At 66.4% G+C, this 18,393-nt stretch carries 21 protein-coding genes; 14 read left to right on the plus strand and 7 right to left on the minus strand.

Annotation, left to right across the window (positions count from 1 at the left end; translation table 11 throughout):
- Positions 1-11: 11 nt before the first annotated feature.
- A complete protein-coding gene (locus GGR25_RS22735) occupies positions 12-851 on the minus strand; it encodes an alpha/beta hydrolase (protein ID WP_343068159.1) in 840 nt (279 codons plus the stop codon).
- Positions 852-998: 147 nt separating this feature from the next.
- On the opposite strand from GGR25_RS22735, the gene infC reads away from it, so the two are divergent.
- From infC to GGR25_RS22765, 6 genes are all read left to right on the plus strand, one after another.
- Positions 999-1,538 (plus strand): translation initiation factor IF-3, encoded by a 540-nt coding sequence (gene infC, locus GGR25_RS22740; RefSeq protein WP_183401323.1) that lies wholly within the window; start codon positions 999-1,001, stop codon positions 1,536-1,538.
- Between the two features lie 254 nt (positions 1,539-1,792).
- The gene (rpmI, locus tag GGR25_RS22745; protein ID WP_183401172.1) at positions 1,793-1,987 is read left to right on the plus strand and encodes a 50S ribosomal protein L35; all 195 of its coding nucleotides are present in this window, start codon (positions 1,793-1,795) and stop codon (positions 1,985-1,987) included.
- Between the two features lie 25 nt (positions 1,988-2,012).
- Positions 2,013-2,381, plus strand: a complete 369-nt coding sequence (gene rplT / locus GGR25_RS22750) for a 50S ribosomal protein L20 (RefSeq protein WP_183401173.1) — start codon at positions 2,013-2,015, stop codon at positions 2,379-2,381.
- Positions 2,382-2,560: 179 nt separating this feature from the next.
- The gene (pheS, locus tag GGR25_RS22755; protein WP_183401174.1) at positions 2,561-3,643 is read left to right on the plus strand and encodes a phenylalanine--tRNA ligase subunit alpha; all 1,083 of its coding nucleotides are present in this window, start codon (positions 2,561-2,563) and stop codon (positions 3,641-3,643) included.
- Between the two features lie 9 nt (positions 3,644-3,652).
- Positions 3,653-6,070: a phenylalanine--tRNA ligase subunit beta gene (gene pheT, locus GGR25_RS22760; RefSeq protein WP_183401175.1), complete on the plus strand. Its 2,418-nt coding sequence runs from the start codon at positions 3,653-3,655 to the stop codon at positions 6,068-6,070.
- A gap of 173 nt (positions 6,071-6,243) precedes the next feature.
- On the plus strand, positions 6,244-6,720 hold the full coding sequence (locus GGR25_RS22765) for a hypothetical protein (RefSeq protein ID WP_246410193.1): 477 nt from the start codon (positions 6,244-6,246) through the stop codon (positions 6,718-6,720).
- A gap of 48 nt (positions 6,721-6,768) precedes the next feature.
- Here the strand turns inward: GGR25_RS22765 and GGR25_RS22770 are convergent, their stop codons facing one another.
- The 3 genes from GGR25_RS22770 to GGR25_RS22780 all read right to left on the minus strand — a co-directional run bounded on the left by GGR25_RS22770 (position 6,769) and on the right by GGR25_RS22780 (position 8,618).
- Complete coding sequence (locus GGR25_RS22770; protein WP_246410194.1) at positions 6,769-7,020, minus strand: BQ00720 family protein; 252 nt, start codon at positions 7,018-7,020, stop codon at positions 6,769-6,771.
- Between the two features lie 37 nt (positions 7,021-7,057).
- Complete coding sequence (locus GGR25_RS22775) at positions 7,058-7,486, minus strand: Hsp20 family protein (protein ID WP_183401177.1); 429 nt, start codon at positions 7,484-7,486, stop codon at positions 7,058-7,060.
- A gap of 97 nt (positions 7,487-7,583) precedes the next feature.
- Positions 7,584-8,618, minus strand: a complete 1,035-nt coding sequence (locus tag GGR25_RS22780; RefSeq protein ID WP_183401178.1) for a Gfo/Idh/MocA family protein — start codon at positions 8,616-8,618, stop codon at positions 7,584-7,586.
- A 105-nt stretch (positions 8,619-8,723) separates the two neighbouring features.
- Here GGR25_RS22780 and GGR25_RS22785 point away from each other — a divergent pair, with 105 nt between their 5' ends.
- The 8 genes from GGR25_RS22785 to GGR25_RS22820 all read left to right on the plus strand — a co-directional run bounded on the left by GGR25_RS22785 (position 8,724) and on the right by GGR25_RS22820 (position 15,251).
- On the plus strand, positions 8,724-9,338 hold the full coding sequence (locus GGR25_RS22785; protein WP_183401179.1) for a ribonuclease D: 615 nt from the start codon (positions 8,724-8,726) through the stop codon (positions 9,336-9,338).
- Positions 9,339-9,401: 63 nt separating this feature from the next.
- The gene (gene lptC, locus GGR25_RS22790; protein ID WP_183401180.1) at positions 9,402-10,103 is read left to right on the plus strand and encodes an LPS export ABC transporter periplasmic protein LptC; all 702 of its coding nucleotides are present in this window, start codon (positions 9,402-9,404) and stop codon (positions 10,101-10,103) included.
- Positions 10,104-10,128: 25 nt separating this feature from the next.
- Positions 10,129-10,758, plus strand: a complete 630-nt coding sequence (locus GGR25_RS22795) for an LptA/OstA family protein (protein WP_183401181.1) — start codon at positions 10,129-10,131, stop codon at positions 10,756-10,758.
- A gap of 45 nt (positions 10,759-10,803) precedes the next feature.
- Positions 10,804-11,622, plus strand: coding sequence for an LPS export ABC transporter ATP-binding protein (gene lptB, locus GGR25_RS22800; RefSeq protein ID WP_246410196.1), 819 nt, complete (start codon positions 10,804-10,806; stop codon positions 11,620-11,622).
- A gap of 77 nt (positions 11,623-11,699) precedes the next feature.
- Positions 11,700-13,253, plus strand: a complete 1,554-nt coding sequence (rpoN, locus tag GGR25_RS22805) for an RNA polymerase factor sigma-54 (protein ID WP_183401182.1) — start codon at positions 11,700-11,702, stop codon at positions 13,251-13,253.
- Between the two features lie 263 nt (positions 13,254-13,516).
- Positions 13,517-14,119 (plus strand): ribosome hibernation-promoting factor, HPF/YfiA family, encoded by a 603-nt coding sequence (hpf, locus tag GGR25_RS22810; protein ID WP_183401183.1) that lies wholly within the window; start codon positions 13,517-13,519, stop codon positions 14,117-14,119.
- Between the two features lie 104 nt (positions 14,120-14,223).
- Complete coding sequence (gene ptsN, locus GGR25_RS22815; RefSeq protein ID WP_183401184.1) at positions 14,224-14,691, plus strand: PTS IIA-like nitrogen regulatory protein PtsN; 468 nt, start codon at positions 14,224-14,226, stop codon at positions 14,689-14,691.
- Positions 14,692-14,747: 56 nt separating this feature from the next.
- Positions 14,748-15,251: a DUF3833 family protein gene (locus GGR25_RS22820; RefSeq protein ID WP_183401185.1), complete on the plus strand. Its 504-nt coding sequence runs from the start codon at positions 14,748-14,750 to the stop codon at positions 15,249-15,251.
- Positions 15,252-15,380: 129 nt separating this feature from the next.
- Here the strand turns inward: GGR25_RS22820 and GGR25_RS22825 are convergent, their stop codons facing one another.
- The 3 genes from GGR25_RS22825 to GGR25_RS22835 form a co-directional block, all read right to left on the minus strand.
- Complete coding sequence (locus GGR25_RS22825) at positions 15,381-16,382, minus strand: ABC transporter permease (RefSeq protein WP_183401186.1); 1,002 nt, start codon at positions 16,380-16,382, stop codon at positions 15,381-15,383.
- Positions 16,379-17,191 carry an ATP-binding cassette domain-containing protein gene (locus tag GGR25_RS22830; protein ID WP_183401187.1) on the minus strand — a complete coding sequence of 271 codons (813 nt, stop codon included), beginning with the start codon at positions 17,189-17,191 and terminating at the stop codon, positions 16,379-16,381. The genes GGR25_RS22825 and GGR25_RS22830 overlap by 4 nt, the downstream gene beginning before the upstream one ends.
- Before the next feature lie 73 nt (positions 17,192-17,264).
- Complete coding sequence (locus GGR25_RS22835; protein ID WP_183401188.1) at positions 17,265-18,284, minus strand: substrate-binding domain-containing protein; 1,020 nt, start codon at positions 18,282-18,284, stop codon at positions 17,265-17,267.
- Between the last annotated feature and the right edge of the window lie 109 nt (positions 18,285-18,393).

The following is an 18,393-nucleotide window of genomic DNA, read 5'->3' on the forward strand; positions in this document are numbered from 1 at the left end:
TTGCCGCGCCCTCAGGCGATGGCCTCGACCGCCGCGACGATCCGCTCCAGATCCTCCGGCCGCGACAGCCTGTGGCCGGCATCCTTGATCAATGTCAGCACGACATCGTCCTCGGCGAGCCGCGAGACCAGTTCCACGGCGGTGTTCCAGGGGACCTCGTCGTCGAGAATGCCCTGGATGATATGGACGGGCGCCCCGATGGCAATGGGGGCGTCGCCGAGAAGATGGCTTTCGCCGTCGTCGATCAGCGCTTTCGTGATGACATAGGGCGAATCCGAAAAAGCGCTTGGAAGATGCCACTTGCCGGTGGTCTCGAGTTCCGCCCGCGCGGCGGCGTCCATATGGGCGAGGATCAGGTCGCGCGTCATGTCGACCGCCGGGGCGAGCAGCACCAGGCCCGCAACGCGTCCGCGCCCGGTCCGCCGGTCGGCGAGCGCGAGCAGCAGTGCGATCCACCCGCCCATCGACGAGCCCACCAGGACCTGCGGGCCCTCGGTGAAGCGCTCCAGCACGGCGCCGGCCTCTTCCAGCCAGCGCGAGATCGTGCCGTCCTCGAAACGGCCGCCGGAGACGCCATGGCCGGAATAGTCGAAGCGGACGAGCGCGCGGCCGGTCTTTTCCGCAAAGGCGTCGAGCGCCTCGGCCTTCGATCCGCGCATGTCGGACATGAAGCCGCCGAGGAACAGGATCCCCGGTGCGCCGCCGGGCCGATGCAGCACGGCGATGCGCCGCGCCGCTGTGCCTTCGCCCACCGTAATCTCGTCTTGGATCAAGGACATCCGATACCCATATTGCACAATTGCCGCGAAACGCGCGGAAATCCGCGCCTCCGGTTGACTTTCGCGGCTCATTCGCGGATTTTCAATGTCATGTTCGGGTCGTGCTGAACCCGAAGCGGCCGGCGAACCACCTCGCGTCAAGGACGTCGGGGTTGCTCGCGTCGGTCGTTTCTTCGCTTCAACCGTTCCCGCCCTTTTGTCGAGAGAGGAGTCTCTTCCATTCGTCGTCCCTTCAAAGCGCCGCCGCCCACCAAGGATGGGCCGCGTATCAACCGCGAGATCCGTGGTACCCGCGAAGTCCAGCTGATCGATCAGGACGGGCAGAATGTCGGGCGTGTTCCGCTCGACGAGGCCCTCGCCCGCGCTCAGGAAGCCGGACTCGATCTCGTCGAGATCTCGCCGAACGCCGATCTGCCGGTGTGCAAGATCCTTGATTTTGGCCGCTTCAAGTACCAGACCCAGAAGAAGGCCAACGAGGCGCGCAAGAAGCAGAAGATCGTCGAAGTCAAAGAGATCAAGATGCGCCCTGCCATCGATGATCATGACTACGAAGTGAAGATGAAGGCGATCAAGCGCTTCTTCGAGGAAGGCGACAAGGTCAAGCTGACCCTGCGCTTCCGTGGCCGTGAGATGGCGCACCAGCATCTGGGCATGAAGCTTCTCGAGCGGGTGCGCGACGAGACGGCCGAGATCTCGAAGGTCGAAGCCGAGCCGAAGCTCGAAGGTCGCCAGATGATCATGGTGCTGGCGCCGCGCTGACGCGGCGTCTGCGACCGGGCGGACGGCCGGCTCATCAGCCGGCTATCGCGCTCGGCGCTTGTACTTCGTGACGGCTGCCGCTATAACGCCGCCGTTTCCGAGCCGCCCGGCGAGAGGAACGCTATTCCAGCGATTTCTCCGGGCATGCCGTGTCGGCTCTCGAAGGCTTTCAAGCCGAATCGCCGCCGGGTCGTCCGTCTTCATGGCGGGCGCGAAGGCGGTATCGTTTTCGGCGCAGATAAAGGTAGAGCAAAATGCCCAAGTTGAAGACCAAGAGCGGAGCGAAGAAGCGCTTCAAGCTCACGGCCACCGGCAAGGTGAAGACGGCTCAGGCCGGCAAGCGGCACGGCATGATCAAGCGCACGGCGAAGTTCATTCGCAATGCGCGCGGCACCACGACGCTTTCGGCGCCGGATGCCAAGATCGTCAAGCAGTTCCTGAACGGCTGAACGCCCCTTACCGGAGATCTGAACCATGTCCCGAGTGAAGCGCGGCGTAACTGCACACGCCAAGCACAAGAAGGTCCTGAAGCGCGCCAAGGGCTTCTACGGCCGTCGCAAGAATACGATCCGCACCGCCAAGGCGGCCGTCGATCGCGCCGCCCAGTACGCGTTCCGTGACCGCAAGGCCAAGAAGCGTTCGTTCCGCGGCCTGTGGATCCAGCGCATCAACGCTGCCGTCCGCGAAGTGGCCGAGGGCCTGACCTACAGCCGATTTATCGACGGCCTCGCCAAGGCCGGTATCGAGGTCGACCGCAAGGTGCTGGCCGAGCTCGCGATCAGCGAGCCGGCTGCCTTCAAGGCGCTGGTCGATCAGGCTCAGGGCGCGCTCAAGGCCGCCTGATGCCCAGGCCGCCCGCAAGGGCGGCCACCGGACCTTCCGGGGCCGAAACGGATCATCCGCCGCCGCGGCACGCCGCGGCGCGGTTCGTTTCTGGTGGATCCGGCGAGCCAACCTCACCGGATCCTGTCGAGGATCCGGCGTTGCGGACCACTGGTCCGACGCCAAGGTGAGGAATTCCGATGTCCGATCTGGACACGCTCGAGCGTGAAATCCGCGGCGCCATCGAGGCCGCAGCGGATGAGGGCGCGATCGAGGCCGTTCGCGTTGCCGCGCTCGGCAAGAAGGGCTCCGTCTCCGAACGTCTGAAGGGCCTCGGCGCAATGTCTGCGGACGAGCGCAAGGTCATGGGGCCGCTGCTGAACGGCCTCCGCGATCGCGTCGCCGAGGCGCTCGCCGCCCGCCGCGACGAATTGAAGAAGGCCGGCCTCGCCGCTCGCCTCGCGGCCGAGACGCTCGACGTCACGCTGCCGCTGCGCGCCGGCGCTCTCGAGACGGGCCGCATCCATCCCGTCAGCCAGGTGATCGACGAGATCACTGCCATCTTCGGTGATCTCGGCTTCGCCGTCGCCGAGGGGCCGGATATCGAGACCGACCACTACAATTTCACCGCGCTCAACTTCCCCGTCGGCCATCCGGCGCGGGAGATGCACGACACCTTCTTCTTCGCGCCCGATGACCAGGGCGAGCGGCTGCTCCTGCGCACGCATACCTCGCCGGTCCAGATGCGGACGATGGAGAAGGTGGCGCCGCCGATCCGCGTCATCGCGCCCGGCCGTACCTACCGCATGGACAGCGACCAGACCCACACGCCGATGTTCCATCAGGTCGAGGGGCTCGTCATCGACAAGACGAGCCATATCGGCCACCTGAAATGGGTCCTGGAAGAGTTCTGCCGCGCCTTCTTCGAGGTGGAGAAGGTCGAGATGCGGATGCGTCCATCCTTCTTCCCCTTCACCGAGCCGTCCATGGAAGTCGACATCCGCTGCAGGCGCGTCGGCAATGAGGTGCGCTTCGGCGAGGGCGACGACTGGCTGGAGATTCTCGGCTGCGGCATGGTTCATCCGAACGTGATCCGCTTCGCCGGCCTCGATCCGGACGAATATCAGGGCTTCGCCTTCGGCATGGGCATCGATCGCATCGCCATGCTGAAATACGGCATGTCGGACCTGCGCGCCTTCTTCGACGCCGATCTGCGCTGGCTGACCCATTACGGCTTCCGCCCGCTCGACATTCCGAGCCTGGTCGGCGGCCTGAGTTCGTAGGAGAGCGTCATGAAATTCACCCTCTCCTGGCTCAAGGATCATCTGGAGACCGAGGCTTCCGTCGATGCGCTCGCCGAAGGGCTGACGCGCATCGGGCTGGAGGTTGAGGGCGTCGAGGACAAGGCGAAGCTGCTCGCCCCGTTCACGATCGCCTATGTCGTCTCCGCCGTGCAGCATCCCAATGCCGATCGCCTGCGCGTCTGCATGGTCGATACCGGTGCCGGCGATCCGGTGCAGGTCGTCTGCGGCGCGCCGAATGCCCGTGCGGGCATGAAGAGCGTGTTCTCGCCGGCCGGAACCTATATTCCGGGCAAGAACATCACGCTGTCGGTCGGCACGATCCGCGGCGTCGAAAGCCATGGCATGCTGTGTTCGGCCGCCGAGCTCGAACTGTCCGAGGACCATGACGGCATCATCGACCTGCCGGCCGATGCGCCGGTCGGTGTACCCTATGCGACCTGGGCCGGCCTCGGCGATCCGGTGCTCGACATCGCGATCACGCCGAACCGCTCGGATTGCCTCGGCGTCCACGGCGTCGCGCGCGATCTCGCGGCCGCGGGTCTCGGTCAGCTCAAGGGTGGCGCCGTCGCCCCGATCACGGGCGCCTTCCCGTGCCCGGTCGGCGTCACGCTCGATTTCGGCGATACGCCCTCGCTCTGCCCGGCCTTCGGGCTGCGGCTCGTGCGCGGCGTCAAGAACGGACCCTCGCCCGAATGGATGCAGGCGAAGCTGCGCGCCATCGGGCTGCGCCCGATCAACGCGCTCGTCGACATCACCAACTATCTCACCTTCGATCGCGGCCGGCCGCTGCATGTGTTCGACGCGGCCAAGGTTCACGGCGATCTGACCGTGCGCCGCGCCCGCGAAGGCGAGAGCCTGCTCGCGCTTGACGGGCGGACCTATGAGCTCGACCCGTCCATGTGTGTCATTGCCGATGGCAACGGCGTCGAGTCGCTTGCCGGCATCATGGGCGGCGAGGCCTCCGGCTGCTCGGAAGAGACGGTCGACGTGCTGATCGAATCCGCGCTCTGGGAGCCGCTCGCGATCGCCCAGACCGGCCGCAAGCTCGGCATCAATTCCGATGCGCGCTACCGTTTCGAGCGCGGCGTCGATCCGGCCTTCATGTTGCCCGGCCTAGAACTCGCGACCAAGCTGGTGCTGGACCTGTGCGGTGGCACGCCGAGCGAAATCGTCGTTGCCGGAACCGTGCCCGAGCCGCATCGCTCGATCGCCTTCCCGGTCTCCGAGGTGAAGCGGCTTGCCGGCATCGATCCGACCGAGGACGAGATCCGTCAGGTGCTGACGGCGCTCGGCTTCGCGCTTTCGGGCGCGGCCCCCGTGCTGACGGCGGTGGCGCCGTCCTGGCGACCGGACATCGAAGGCAAGGCCGACCTCGTCGAGGAGGTGATGCGCATCCTCGGCGTCGACCGCGTGCCGTCGACACCGCTGCCGAAATCCGCGGACGTGACGCGGCCCGTGCTGACGCTGATCCAGACCCGCACGCGCCGCGCCAAGCGCATCCTGGCCGTGCGCGGTTTCGTCGAGGCGGTGACGTGGTCGTTCGTCGCCAAGCCCGTCGCCGAGGCGTTCGGCGGCGGCGCGCCCGCGCTGGCCCTCGCCAATCCGATCTCGACCGACATGTCCGACATGCGGCCGAGCCTTCTGCCCGGGCTCCTGCTCGCCGCGCAGCGCAATGCCGATCGCGGCTATGACGATGTCGCGTTGTTCGAGGTCGGCCAGGTCTTCCGCGGCGCGCGGCCCTCGGATCAGTTCGTGGCGGCCGGCGGCGTCCGCCGTGGCACCGCGGGCGTCGGCGGGACGGGACGGCATTGGCAGGGCAAGGCGGCGCCGGTCGGTGTGTTCGACGCCAAGGCGGATGCGTTGGCGCTGCTCGATTCGCTCGGCGCGCGGGTCGATCGCATGCAGATCGTTCCCGGCGGTCCGTCCTGGTTCCATCCGGGGCGTTCGGGCACGATCCAGCTCGGTCCGCAGAACGTCATCGGCCATTTCGGCGAGTTCCATCCCGCGACGCTGGAGACGCTCGACGTCGAGGGACCGCTGGCCGGCTTCGAGATCATCCTTGACGCCATTCCCGTGCCGCGGGCCCGGCCGACGCGGACCAAGCCGCCGCTCGACCTGACGACGCTGCAGCCCGTCCGCCGCGATTTCGCCTTCGTCGTCGACCGGTCGGTCGAGGCGGGCAAGATCGTGCGCGCCGCCCAGGGCGCGGACAAGAATCTCATCGTCGCGACGACGGTGTTCGATCTGTTCGAAGGGGCCGCGATCGGGGTCGACAAGAAGTCGGTGGCGATCGAGGTGACGATCCAGCCGGCCGAGCGGACGTTGACCGACGAGGAGATCGATACGATCTGCAAGCGCGTCATCTCTCAGGTTGCAAAGGCGACCGGGGGTGTCCTGCGCACATGAGGAACAAAGACGAAAGACGTCGGGCCTGAGCAGTCCGACGGCATGCCGTGACTACCCGCCCGGCCTTCTGCCGGACGGGCCTTGCGAAACGGGTGCTGGGAATGCCGCGCTACGAGATTCACGGTCACGCGATCATTTCGGACAATGATTGCATCGCCGGTTCCGATGGACGCATGCCTGAGGCGCTGCGCAACGAGGCCGACTGGAACCGCTTCCAGGCCGAACTCGATCGGGCCGTGCTGGTGGTGCTCGGCCGTGTTGGCCACGAGACTCATCCCAATACGCGCGGACGGCGGCGCCTCGTCGTCTCGACGCGTTCCGACGGCGTCGAGCGCCGTCCCGATGCATGGTGGTGGAATCCCGGCAAGGCCTCGCTCGGCGAGGCGCTGCGCACGGCCGCGCCCGAAGGCGGGCTGGTTGCGGTCCCCGGGGGGCGGCGGGTGAACGACCTGTTCCTGTCGCTGGGCTTCGATACGTTCCACCTCGTCCGCCGGCACGGCATTGTGATTGTGCGCGGCATCCCGGTGTTCACGCGCGCCTGGGTGGCCGGCTCGGCGGAAAAGCTGCTTTCCAGCCACGGCCTGCATCCGGCGGGCACCGAGGAACTCGACCCGAACGGGCCGGTCACGCTCACCGCCTGGACGCGGTAAGCATTGCTGCGGGCGGCCGGTGGGTAGCCGGCCGCAGCGTCGATTCTGTCAGTGCAGGCTGACGGCCTCGAGATCGTTCTCGCGGGCGTTCATGACGATGGCCTCGCGGCTGTCGGAGATCATGAGCGGCGCGCCGGCGGCGTCGAGCAGCGCCCAGAAATGCTTGCCCGGCGCCACGGCGGGCGCATCGGGGAAGTACTTGCGGATCTCGTCCGACGACACGGACTTGACGAAAGCGAGCTGGCCGCTTCCCAAGCCGGCAAAGCTTTCGGGCGACATGACGAAACGGGGTTCGGACATAAGGTGTCTCCTCATATGAGCGAGCAAGGGACCACGGTCAGTCGCGCGCCGCGATCTCGATTCTGCGGACGATGCGCGCCGGGGTCGGCCTTGCGAGGTCGATGGCGAGCAGCCCGTCCTTCAATTCGGCGGAAATGATTTCGATGCCGTCGGCAAGCACGAATGTCTTCTGAAACTGCCGCGCGGCAATGCCGCGATGCAGGTAGACCCGCTCGCGATCATCGACCTGACGGCCGCGAATGACGAGCTGGTTTTCCTCGACGGTCACTTCCAGCGATTCCCTGGAGAAGCCAGCGACCGCGAGCGTGATCCGAAGGCACTCATCGTTCTGTTCGGTCTTGGCGATCCGCTCGATATTATAGGGCGGATAGCCATCGCCTGAAGCCTTCGCCACGCGGTCGAGCACGCGCTCGATCTCGTCGAAACCCAGGAGCAGCGGGCTCGAAAAGCCCGAAACACGCGACATCACAAAGTCCTTCCACCAAGCGACCTTGTCTGCGGACCCTCGAAGAGGCATCCGGCGGAATTTCCGCTCCTTCTATATGGTCCGCGCCGCGGAGGGTTCAAGCGTCCCCGCGGACGGGTGCCTCCCAGCTGCCGGATGCTTCGGAGCGGAGCAGCGCGTCGAGCACCGCCATGTTGGCAAGCGCGTCGTCGAGCCCGAACGTCCACGGGCCCGTGCCTGCCACGGCGCGCGAGAAGGCCTCGGCCTGCAGCGCATATTGATCGACCGGTGGCAGGGTGATCGGCTCGGGCGGATGTCCCGGACCATGCGTGTCGATGAAGATCTGCGCGCTCTCGTCGGTCGGGGCCGAGAAGGGTGTCGGCACCTCGATCCGCCCCGTGGTGCCGACGATGCCGATGCGCTGATGCCGGAAGATCTGGGTGGAGATCGTCGCGGAAAGCTGCCGCCCGTCGCCGAAATCGGCGAGGAAGCTCGCCGTGCGGTCGGTGCCCATGGCGGGGTCGCGATCGACGAGGGCGAGGACACGGAGCGGTTCGGCATCGAAGATCAGCCGCGCCGCCGCGACCACATAGCAGCCGATATCGAGAAGGGCGCCGCCGCCGGTATCGACGCGGTTGCGGATATTCGCCGGGTCGACATTCAGGAAGGAGAAATAGCCCTGCACGGTGCGCGCCGCGCCGATGCGGCCCGAGGCGAGGATGCGGCGGATTTCCTGCCACTGCGGATGGTGGCGGAACATGAACGCCTCGGCGACGAGACGATCGCCGGCCGCTTCGCGCAGGCCCAGCAGTTCTGCCCGGTTCGCGCCCATCGGCTTCTCGCAGAGCACATGCTTGCCGCGCGCCAGCGCGGCACGGACCGTCTCGGCATGCAGGTGGTTGGGCAGCGCGTTGTAGATCACGTCGATCTCCGGATCGTCGAACAGCTCCTGATAGGATCCGTAGGCCTTCGGGATGTCGAAGGCGCCGGCGAAGGCCTGGGCACTGTCCAGCGAGCGCGAGGCGACGGCTGTGAGCGCCGTCGAGGGGCTCTTCAGCAGGGCCGGCGCGACGCGCTGGCGCGCGATGCGGGCGGTGCTCAAGATGCCCCAGCGGATCGGCCGGGCTGCCGGCTCGCCTGCGAGCGTGATCATCGCGCTGTCCTCCTTGTTTCCATGTGTGTCCAGCCTCATTGCAGAAACCGCGGCGCTTCGCTAGGACGGCGTGCAAAGCCTGATGATCCGAAGGATGCCGAGCCCATGACGATCCGCCTGCACCGCGGCGACCTGCCCGACTTGTCGCGCTATCAGAGCTCGGTTGCGATCGATACGGAGACGCTCGGGCTCAACCCGCATCGCGATCGGCTCTGCGTCGTCCAGCTTTCCCCCGGCGACGGGACGGCGGATGTTGTCCAGATCGCGCCCGGCCAGACGACGGCGCCCAATCTCGTGCGGCTGCTGACCGATCCGTCCGTGGTCAAGATCTTCCATTTCGCCCGCTTCGATGTCGCGGTGCTGGCCAAGACCTTCGGCGTGACCGTCGCGCCAGTCTATTGCACCAAGATCGCCTCGCGCCTGACCCGCACCTATACGGACCGGCACGGCCTCAAGGATCTCGTCAAGGAACTGCTCGACGTCGATCTTTCCAAGCAGCAGCAGAGCTCCGATTGGGCGGCCGAGACGCTGACGGATGCGCAGCTGTCCTATGCCGCCTCCGACGTGCTGCATCTTCACGCGCTGAAGAACCGGCTGGATGAGCGCCTCGCACGCGAGGGCCGCATCGGTCTTGCCGATTCTTGCTTCCGCTTCCTGCCGACGCGGGCGGCGCTCGATCTCGCCGGCTGGGCCGAAGAAGACATATTCGCGCATTCCTGAGCGCGGAGTCGCGAATTCTCCGCAATCGTGTAGGTTCACTGCGCCACCGTATCCGGAGTGTCGATGGCCTCTTTGGACGACCCGCAGAACGCTTACGAGAATGACGCGTGGCTCGCCGAGACGCGCGCCGACATCGCACGTCGCTACGCATCCGCGCGTCGCCACAGCCGCATCGTCCGCGTGCTGCGCTATGCACTGCCCATTATCAGCGTGCTCGGCGTCGTGGCCTTCATCGTCATTGCCTATGTCCTGCCGCAACTGCCCTCGGACATTTCAGCATCCTCGATCGACGTGAATAGCAATTCGATCGTGATGCAGGATCCGCATGTCTCGGGCTATCTGAGTGGCGGGCGTACCTATGAGGTGCGGGCCGACCGGGCGGAGCAGCAGTTGCAGGACACCAAAGTCGTCACGCTGCATAACATCAACGCCACGCTCGGTTTCGGGAATGGCGAGACGGCGAAGATCAACGCGAAATCCGGCATATTCCACGCGGATTCGCAGCGCATCGAGCTGAATGACAAGATCACCATAGCGACGACCACGGGAATCAAGGGCTCGCTCGAATCCGCCGATATCGACATGAAGGCCGGCTCGATGTCGACCAATAAGCCGATCGAGTTCAGCTCCCAGGGCAGTCTGATCCGCGCCAATGGCGTGTATGTCGAAGACAAGGGCGAGTGGATTACCTTCACCGGCCCGGTGCATGTAACCTATGCTGTACCTGACGAATCGAAGCCTGACGCGGCCGAGCCCCAGCGGTGAACCCACTATGCGAAAGAAGTCGACCTTGCGCCTCCTTCCCGCCCTCCTAATCGCCGCACCTCTTTTCGTGCTGCCCGCGGCAGCACAGACGACCGGTGAGATGTTCAAGGGCTTCAAGTCCGACTCGAGCGGCCCGGTCAATGTCGAGTCCGACTCGCTCGAGGTGTCGCAGAAGGATGGCCAGACCATCTCCACCTTCAGCGGCAATGTCACGGTCACCCGCGGCGACTCGGTGCTGAAGGCCGGCAAGATCACGATCTATTCGGCTGATGCCAAGAAGGACCCCAAGGCCGCCGCAGCGGCCAAGATGGCGGCCGCCAAGTTGCCGGGCGCCGATGCCGGCCTTCCCGGCGCGGGCAGCTTCACGCGCATCGAGGCGACCGGCAAGGTCTATGTGAATTCAGGCGACCAGACCGCGACCGGCGATGCCGCCGTCGTCGACATGGTGGGCCGCCAGGTGACGCTCGACGGCAATGTCGTGCTGAGCCAGGGACCCAACGTCATCGCCGGCGATCGGCTCGTCTGGGACATGGATAGCGGCCGTGCGCGGATCGAGCAGAAGAAGGGCTCGCGCATCCGCGGCGTCTTCACGCCGGGCTCGACGCCCGGTGCCCCCGGCACGCCCGAGGCGGCCGGCGCGGCGAAGAAGCCGTGACGCGCAGCCTTTTGATCCGGCGCCGGCAAGCGAGAGGACACTGACATGTCGGGATTGTCTGCCGGGAAGAACGGCGGCGACGCCGTGCTCGACGGCGAGGACGAGGCGCCGGTCACCCGATACGCGCCCGACGCGGGCGGGCCCGGCTGGCTGATCGCGCGCGGGCTCGGAAAGAGCTATCGCCGCCGCCGCGTGGTCTATTCGGCGTCGCTGGCCGTCGCGCGCGGCGAGGCCGTCGGCCTGCTCGGCCCGAACGGCGCAGGCAAGACGACGATTTTCTACATGATCACCGGGCTCGTTCAGGCCGACAAAGGCCGGATCGAGCTCGACGGCCACGACGTCACGAACCTGCCGATGTATCGGCGGGCGCGCCTCGGAATCGGTTACCTGCCGCAGGAAACGTCCATCTTCCGCGGCCTCACGGTCGAGCAGAACATCCGCGCCGTGCTGGAGGTGGTCGAGCCGGACCACGCCAAGCGCGAGGAGGAGCTCGATTCGCTGCTGGAGGAGTTCCACATCTCGCATCTGCGCAAGTCGCCCGCGATCGCGCTGTCGGGCGGCGAGCGTCGGCGCTGCGAGATCGCGCGCGCCCTTGCGAGCCGGCCGGCCTTCATGCTGCTCGACGAGCCCTTCGCCGGCATCGATCCGATCGCGGTCGGCGATATCCAGGCGCTGGTGCGTCACTTGACGGCCCGCGGCATCGGCGTGCTGATCACCGACCACAATGTGCGCGAAACGCTCGGCCTGATCGACCGCGCCTACATCATTCATTCCGGCGAGGTCCTCATGGAGGGCCGCCCGCACGACATCGTGTCGAGCCCGGAAGTGCGCCGGCTTTACCTCGGCGAGCAATTTACCCTTTGATCGTCCGGCGGCATGCGATACCAAGGAAGTGCGACAAGCAATTCCTGGACCAATCGTAGAGCCCCGGCCGCGTATTCATGTCCCTTTCGCCAAAGCTCGAGTTCCGGCAGACCCAGTCGCTGGTGATGACGCCGCAGCTGATGCAGGCCATCAAGCTGCTGCAGCTGTCCAATCTCGATCTGGTCTCCTATGTCGATGCGGAGCTGGAGCGCAATCCGCTGCTCGAGCGGGACGAGCGCGACGAGCTCGGCGAGGCGGCCCCGCCGCCCGAGAAGGCGTCGGACCTGGCGGAGCAGCAGGCGACCGCGCTCGACGTTGCCGAAGACCGGCCGGACTGGCTGGAGACGCGGCTCGAAGTGTCGCCGGATTCGATCGCCGAACGGCTCGACACCGACCTTTCCAACGTCTTTCCCGATGATCACGGCCATGCCGCCGGCGAAGCCGCGCCGATGCCGCCGGCCGATCCCTGGGCGATGACCGGGACGCGGACGACGCAGGTCAGCGACGACTATAATCTCGAAGCCTTCGTCGCGGAGGAGAAGTCACTCGCGGACGTGCTCGGCGAGCAGCTTGGTCTCGCCATTCGCGACGAGCGGCTGCGCCTGATCGGCTACGCCCTGATCGACGAGGTCGATGCCGCCGGCTATATGCGCGGCAGCCTCGCCGCGATCGCGGAGCGGCTTGGCACGGATGTCGCGGAGGTCGAGGCGGTCCTCGCCATCCTGCAGACCTTCGAGCCGACCGGCATCTGCGCCCGCGACCTGCCGGAATGCCTCGGCATCCAGCTCAAGGAGCGCAACCGCTTCGATCCGCCCATGGCGGCGCTGCTCAGCCATCTCGATCTCGCGGCCCGGCGCGACTTCGCCGCGCTGCGCAAGGTCTGCGGCGTGGATGACGAGGATCTCGCCGAAATGCTCGGCGAATTGCGCGCGCTCAATCCCAAGCCCGGGGCGCGGTTCGGCTCGGCGCCGATGCAGCCGATCGTTCCCGATGTCGTCGTGCGCCCGGCGCCCGACGGCAGCTGGCTGATCGAGCTCAACACCGACACGCTGCCGCGCGTGCTCGTGAACCAGAGCTACTATGCCAAGGTCGTGCGGTCGACGAAGGACACGGAGCGGGCCTATCTCGCCGACTGCCTGCAGACGGCGAACTGGCTGGTGAAGAGCCTCGACCAGCGCGCCAAGACGATCCTGAAGGTCGCGACGGAGATCGTGCGCCAGCAGGACGGCTTCCTGACGCATGGCGTCCGGCATCTGCGGCCGCTCAATCTGAAGACGATCGCCGAGGCGATCGGCATGCATGAATCGACCGTCTCGCGCGTCACTTCGAACAAATATATGGCGACGCCGCGCGGCATCTTCGAACTCAAATATTTCTTCACCTCCGCCATCGCCTCCTCGGAGGGCGGCGAGGCGCATTCCGCCGAGGCGGTGCGCCACAGGATCCGCTCGCTGATCGACGCGGAGAGCGCCGACGACATTCTCTCGGACGATACGCTGGTGAAGCTCTTGCGGGATTCGGGCATCGACATTGCCCGCCGCACGGTCGCCAAATATCGGGAGGCCCTGCGCATTCCCTCCTCCGTGCAGCGCCGCCGCGAGAAGCAGGCTGACCCTGCCATGTCGCGCTGAGGCGGTTCCCCAAGACAGGGCTTGCCTTCTTCGCGCCGGATGCCCAGCTTCCTATTGGGGCGTTTCCTTGACTTGGGAGGCGGCCCTCAATAGAAGGGCGCGGCGCTGAACGGCGCGAACGGCCCGGAAGCGTCGGTCGGTTGACCGGCGGCGCAGGGTCGAAACGGCATTGAGGCCGGCGGGTCCGGTTGGTGTCGCGCTCGACGGGACAGTCCCTCCGGGGATGTCTCGGATCGTAACGACGACCAAGAGGTACGGGATCCATGTCTCTGCGCATTTCCGGCAAGAACATCGAGATCAGTGAGGCCTATCGCGCCCATGTGGAGAGCCGCATCGGCGCGACGCTCGGCAAGTATTTCGACGGCGGCTTTTCGGGCCGCGTCGTGCTGGAGCGCGACGGTGCGGGCTATCGCGTCGACTGCGCGCTGCATCTCGACAGCGGCGTCGACCTGAACGCCGAGGGCCGCGGCCATGAGATCTATCCGACGTTCGAGCAGGCCGCAGAGCGGCTGGACAAGCAGCTGCGCCGCTACAAGCGCCGCCTGAAGGATCATCGCCACGAGGCGCGCCTCAATGGTGCGGCTGCCGAGGCCGAGATGAGCCATGTGGTGCTGGCCGCGACGCCCGACGCGGACGACGAGATCCCGTCCGACTATGCGCCCATGGTCATAGCCGAGGAATCGAAGCGCCTGAAGACGCTGTCGGTCTCCGGCGCGGTCATGGCGATGGATCTCGCCAATACGCCCGTGGTGGTGTTTCGCCATGCCGGTCATGGCGGCGTGAACATCGTCTATCGCCGTGAGGACGGCAATATTGGGTGGATCGATCCGGCCCCGGCCGGCAAGGGGGATTCCGTCGACCGCTGATTCCGCCTAAGCTCGACATCGTCGCCCCGCCGTGCGCCGGAAAGCGCGCGGCGGGTCGATGGGTCTCGGATCAGCGGCATGAACGAGGCGTACTGGACCAAGTCATGGACCTTAGCGATCTGATCACTCCGGACGCGATCGTTCCGGCGTTGAAAGCCAATGGCAAGAAGCAGGCTCTGCAGGCGCTTGCCGAGAAGGCCGCGACGCTGACCGGACTCGACGAGCGCCAGATCTTCGACACGCTGCTGCAGCGCGAGCGCCTCGGCTCCACCGGCGTCGGCAATGGCATCGCCATTCCGCATGGCAAGCTCGCCGGCCTCAAGCGCATCCATGGCGTGTTCGCGCGCCTCGCCAAGCCGATCGAATTCGACGCGCTGGACGACCAGCCGGTCGACCTGATCTTCCTGCTGCTGGCGCCCGAGAGCGCCGGCGCCGATCATCTGAAGGCGCTCGCCCGTATCGCGCGCCTGCTGCGCGAGCCTGGCCTCGCCACGAAGCTGCGCGCCTCCAGCGACGCCAGCGCGCTGTACGCCGTCCTGACCGCCAGCGCGACCGCCTCCAACGCGGCTTGACGTTTTTCGCCGCGCACGTTTCCCTTGCGGCGATGCACCGCGCGCGGGGATGCGGAATGAAGGCGAGGCTGATTGCCGTCCTGATGCTCGGGGTTCTCGGGGCGACGCCTGTCCTCGCCGAGCCAGAGCCGACGCTCGATGCCTTCGCCGGCATGGCGACCGGGCATGGCCGTTTCCGCAGCGCGCTGATCGGGCTCGACCGCGGCTTCACCATCACGACGCGCGGGCGCCAGGCGGGCGGCTATTTCGTTCTGGATCAGCAATTCCGCTTCGACGACGGCGAGACCGACCGGCGCGTCTGGCGCTTTCGCCGCGTGGGGCCGGGCCGCTATGCCGGCACGCGCAAGGACGTGATCGGCGAGGCGGTGGTCAGGGTCGAGGGCAGCCGGATCACCATGACCTATGACGTGCTCGTGCCGCGGCGCGACGGCTCGAAGCTGACGCTGCATTTCGAGGATCGCATTTCGCGCGAGGGTCCGCGTGCGATCTTCAACAAGGCGACGATCTACACGCTCGGCCTGCCGGTCGGCAGCGTGGAGACGAAGCTGGTGCGGCGCTAGAGCCGTTCAGCGCTTCATGGAATCGCTGAACGGCTCACTCTCTTTGTTTGGTCGCGTTTTCTTCACGCGAACCGGGAACCACTGCTCGAAAACGCTCCCGGCCCCGCGCCAGCCGCTTGAAGCGCGCCGTCAGCGATACCGGATCTGGTTCCAGCGGTGGCCGAGCAGCGACAGGATGATGATCAGCCCGTTGAAGAACTGGACATAGAAGCCGGAGAGACCGCCGGCGACGATGCCCGTCTGGATGAACGAGACGATCACCGCGCCCATCGCGCCGCCGGCCACCGTTCCGACGCCGCCCCAGGTCGGGGTGCCGCCGACGAACACGGCCGCGAGCGTTGGCAGGAGATAGGCGTCGCCGGACGAGGGCCACCAGGTGAAATTGATCATGGTGGAGAAGATGCCGGCCAATGCCGCCCCGAGCCCCATGAACACGAAGGTGGCGACCCGCACCCGTTTGGTATCGATGCCCATCTGCGCGGCGCTGTCGGGATTGTCGCCGACCGCGCGGACGCGGACGCCGAAGCGGTGCCGGTTGTAGAGGAAGATCGAGATGATCACGAAGATCAGCGCCCAGACCACCTGGATCGGGAAGCCGCCGACCGAGCTCGAGAACAGCTTGTAGGCGAGGGTATCGTTGAGGCCGAGCAGCGAGATCGACTTGCCTTCCGTCGGGATCATGATCAGCCCGCGCAGCAGGAAGTTCATGCCGAGCGTCGCGACGAGCGAGGAGAGGCCCGCATAGACGACGATCGCGCCGACGCCGAAGCCGAGGCCCATGCCGACGAGGATGGCGCCGATCATGCCGATGAACGGATTGAAGCCGGCCTGCACGGCCAGAGCGAAGATCCAGGCCGAGAAGCCCATCGTCGCGGGGAAGGAGAGGTCGATCTCTCCGACCGTCACGATGAAGACTAGCGGCACGACCAGGAACAGCGCCACCGGCAGCGTCAGCAGCACGGAATTATAGATCGGCCAGCGCGAGAAGATCCCCGGCGCGAAAGCGAAGAAGATCAGCATCATCACCACGAACACGGCCAGCGTGCCGAGCGATGCACGGTTGCCGAGGAGGAATTTCCGCCAGGGGCTCGGCTTGATCGAGGCGTTGTGCGGTTGACTGAGGCTGCTCATGCCTGTGCTCCCTGCCGGTGGGCGGCGCGTTCTGCGAGGATCGCCTCGAGCGGATTCGGCCCATTCGGATGGGCGATGTGCTCCATGAAGGCGATCAGGTTCTCGGCGCTCTTCGCCTCGTCCTTGGTGATCTCCAGCGCGACGCGGCCGCGATCGAGCACGATGAAGCGCTCGGCGATGTCGAAGACGTGGTGGATGTTGTGGCCGATGAACAGGATCGAGCGGCCGCTCTCACGAACGGTGCGCACGAAGCGGAACACCTTTTCTGTCTCGGTCAGCGACAGCGCCGTCGTCGGTTCGTCGAGAATGATGAGGTCGGCCTTGTTGTAGATGGCGCGGGCAATGGCGACGCCCTGGCGCTCGCCGCCGGAGAGCTGGCCGACGATCGAATCGGGCGAAAAGACCTTGGAGGTGAAGCCGATCTCGCGCATCAGCCGCTCGGCTTCGGACCGCTCCTTGGCGACATCGAGAAAGCCCATGGCCGTCGTGATCTCGCGGCCCATGAAGATGTTGCGCACGATCGTCTGCTGCACGGCGAGCGCGCGATCCTGGAACACGGTCTCGATGCCCGCGTCGCGCGAGCGGGCCGGGCTCCAGCCGGGAACCTCCTTGCCGCGCACGAAGATCTGGCCGTGGCTCGGCCGTACCGCGCCGGCGAGGATCTTGATCAGCGTCGACTTGCCGGCGCCATTGTCGCCCAGCAGTCCGACGACCTCGCCGCGGTCGACATGCAGCGAGACGCCGCCGACGGCGAAGACGTTGCCATAGGATTTCTTGATGTCGCGAAGCTCGATCAGACGCTCGCCCATGTCATGCTCCCTTTCCGGATGGGGAACGCGGCGAGGCGGCGGAACCGCCGTCTCGCCGCGCCGGGTCGAGTGATCAGCGCAGGCCCTCGGTGGCGAGATCCGCCACGGCCTTGTAGTTGTCCGGCGTCACGAAGCCGGCGCCCGTATCGACATTGAGCGGGCCAAGGCCGTAGACGATCTGGCCGCAGAGGCTGAGGATCGGGATATAGCCCTGCAGGAAGGGCTGCTGGTCCGAGGTGAGCTGCACCCAGCCATCCTTGAACGCCGAGACGATCTGCGGCGAAGTGTCGAAGCCGATATTGGCGATCTCGCCCGGCTTCTTGCCGACGGTCTGCATGTAGACCGGCGCATTGCCGAGCATCTGGCCGCCCGGATAGGCGATCAGCTTGGCTTCGGGATTGGCCAGCAGGCCGGCGCTGATCACGGGGATCGCGAGGTTGGGATCACCAGCCATTTCCGGCGTCGAGTTGAGCTTCACCACCTTGAGGCCGGCATCCTCGAACGCCTTCGCCGTGGCGCCTTCGCGGATGACGCGGTTTTCCTGCGACCAGTCGGCAATGATCAGCGCCGTATCGCCGGCCTTCAGGCCGAACTGCTTGATCGCCTGCTCGCCGAGCGCGCGGCCCTGCGGATCCAGATTGGCGCCGACATAGCCGCCGCCGAACTTGGCGCGCACATCCGGCACGTCGACGTTCTGGTATTCCATCTTGATGCCGGCCGCCGCGGCCTGTTCGGCGAGCGGCATGATCGCCGCCGGGCCGGGATGGCCCATCATGGCGATGCCGGCCGGCGCCGAGGCGATCGCCTCGCGCAGCTGCTGCACCATCTTCTCGAGCTGCCAGCCGGAGAAGACATATTCGACATCGGCGCCCGTATCGGCGGCCGCCTGCTTGGCGCCGTTATAGACGATCGTGCCGAAGGCATCGCCCTCCGCGCCGCCGACGAAGAAGCGGATCTTGACGCCCTTGCACCAATTGTCGCGCAGGGCCTCCGCGCTGGCCGTCGTGACGGCGCCGGTGGCGAGCAGAGCACCCAGCGCCGCGGCGCCGAGAATCAGGCCGCGGAAGCGCGTGGCAGTTCCAGCAAGTTTCATGAGTTCCTCCCTCGTTATGACTGCCGGCCGTCATCGGCGCGGCAACTCCCTGCATGCCGGAACGGAGCGCGTCCCGGCCTTCCTGCGTCGCCGTCCTCACCGGAAGTTC

Source organism: Kaistia hirudinis, assembly GCF_014196455.1.
GTDB lineage: Bacteria > Pseudomonadota > Alphaproteobacteria > Rhizobiales > Kaistiaceae > Kaistia > Kaistia hirudinis.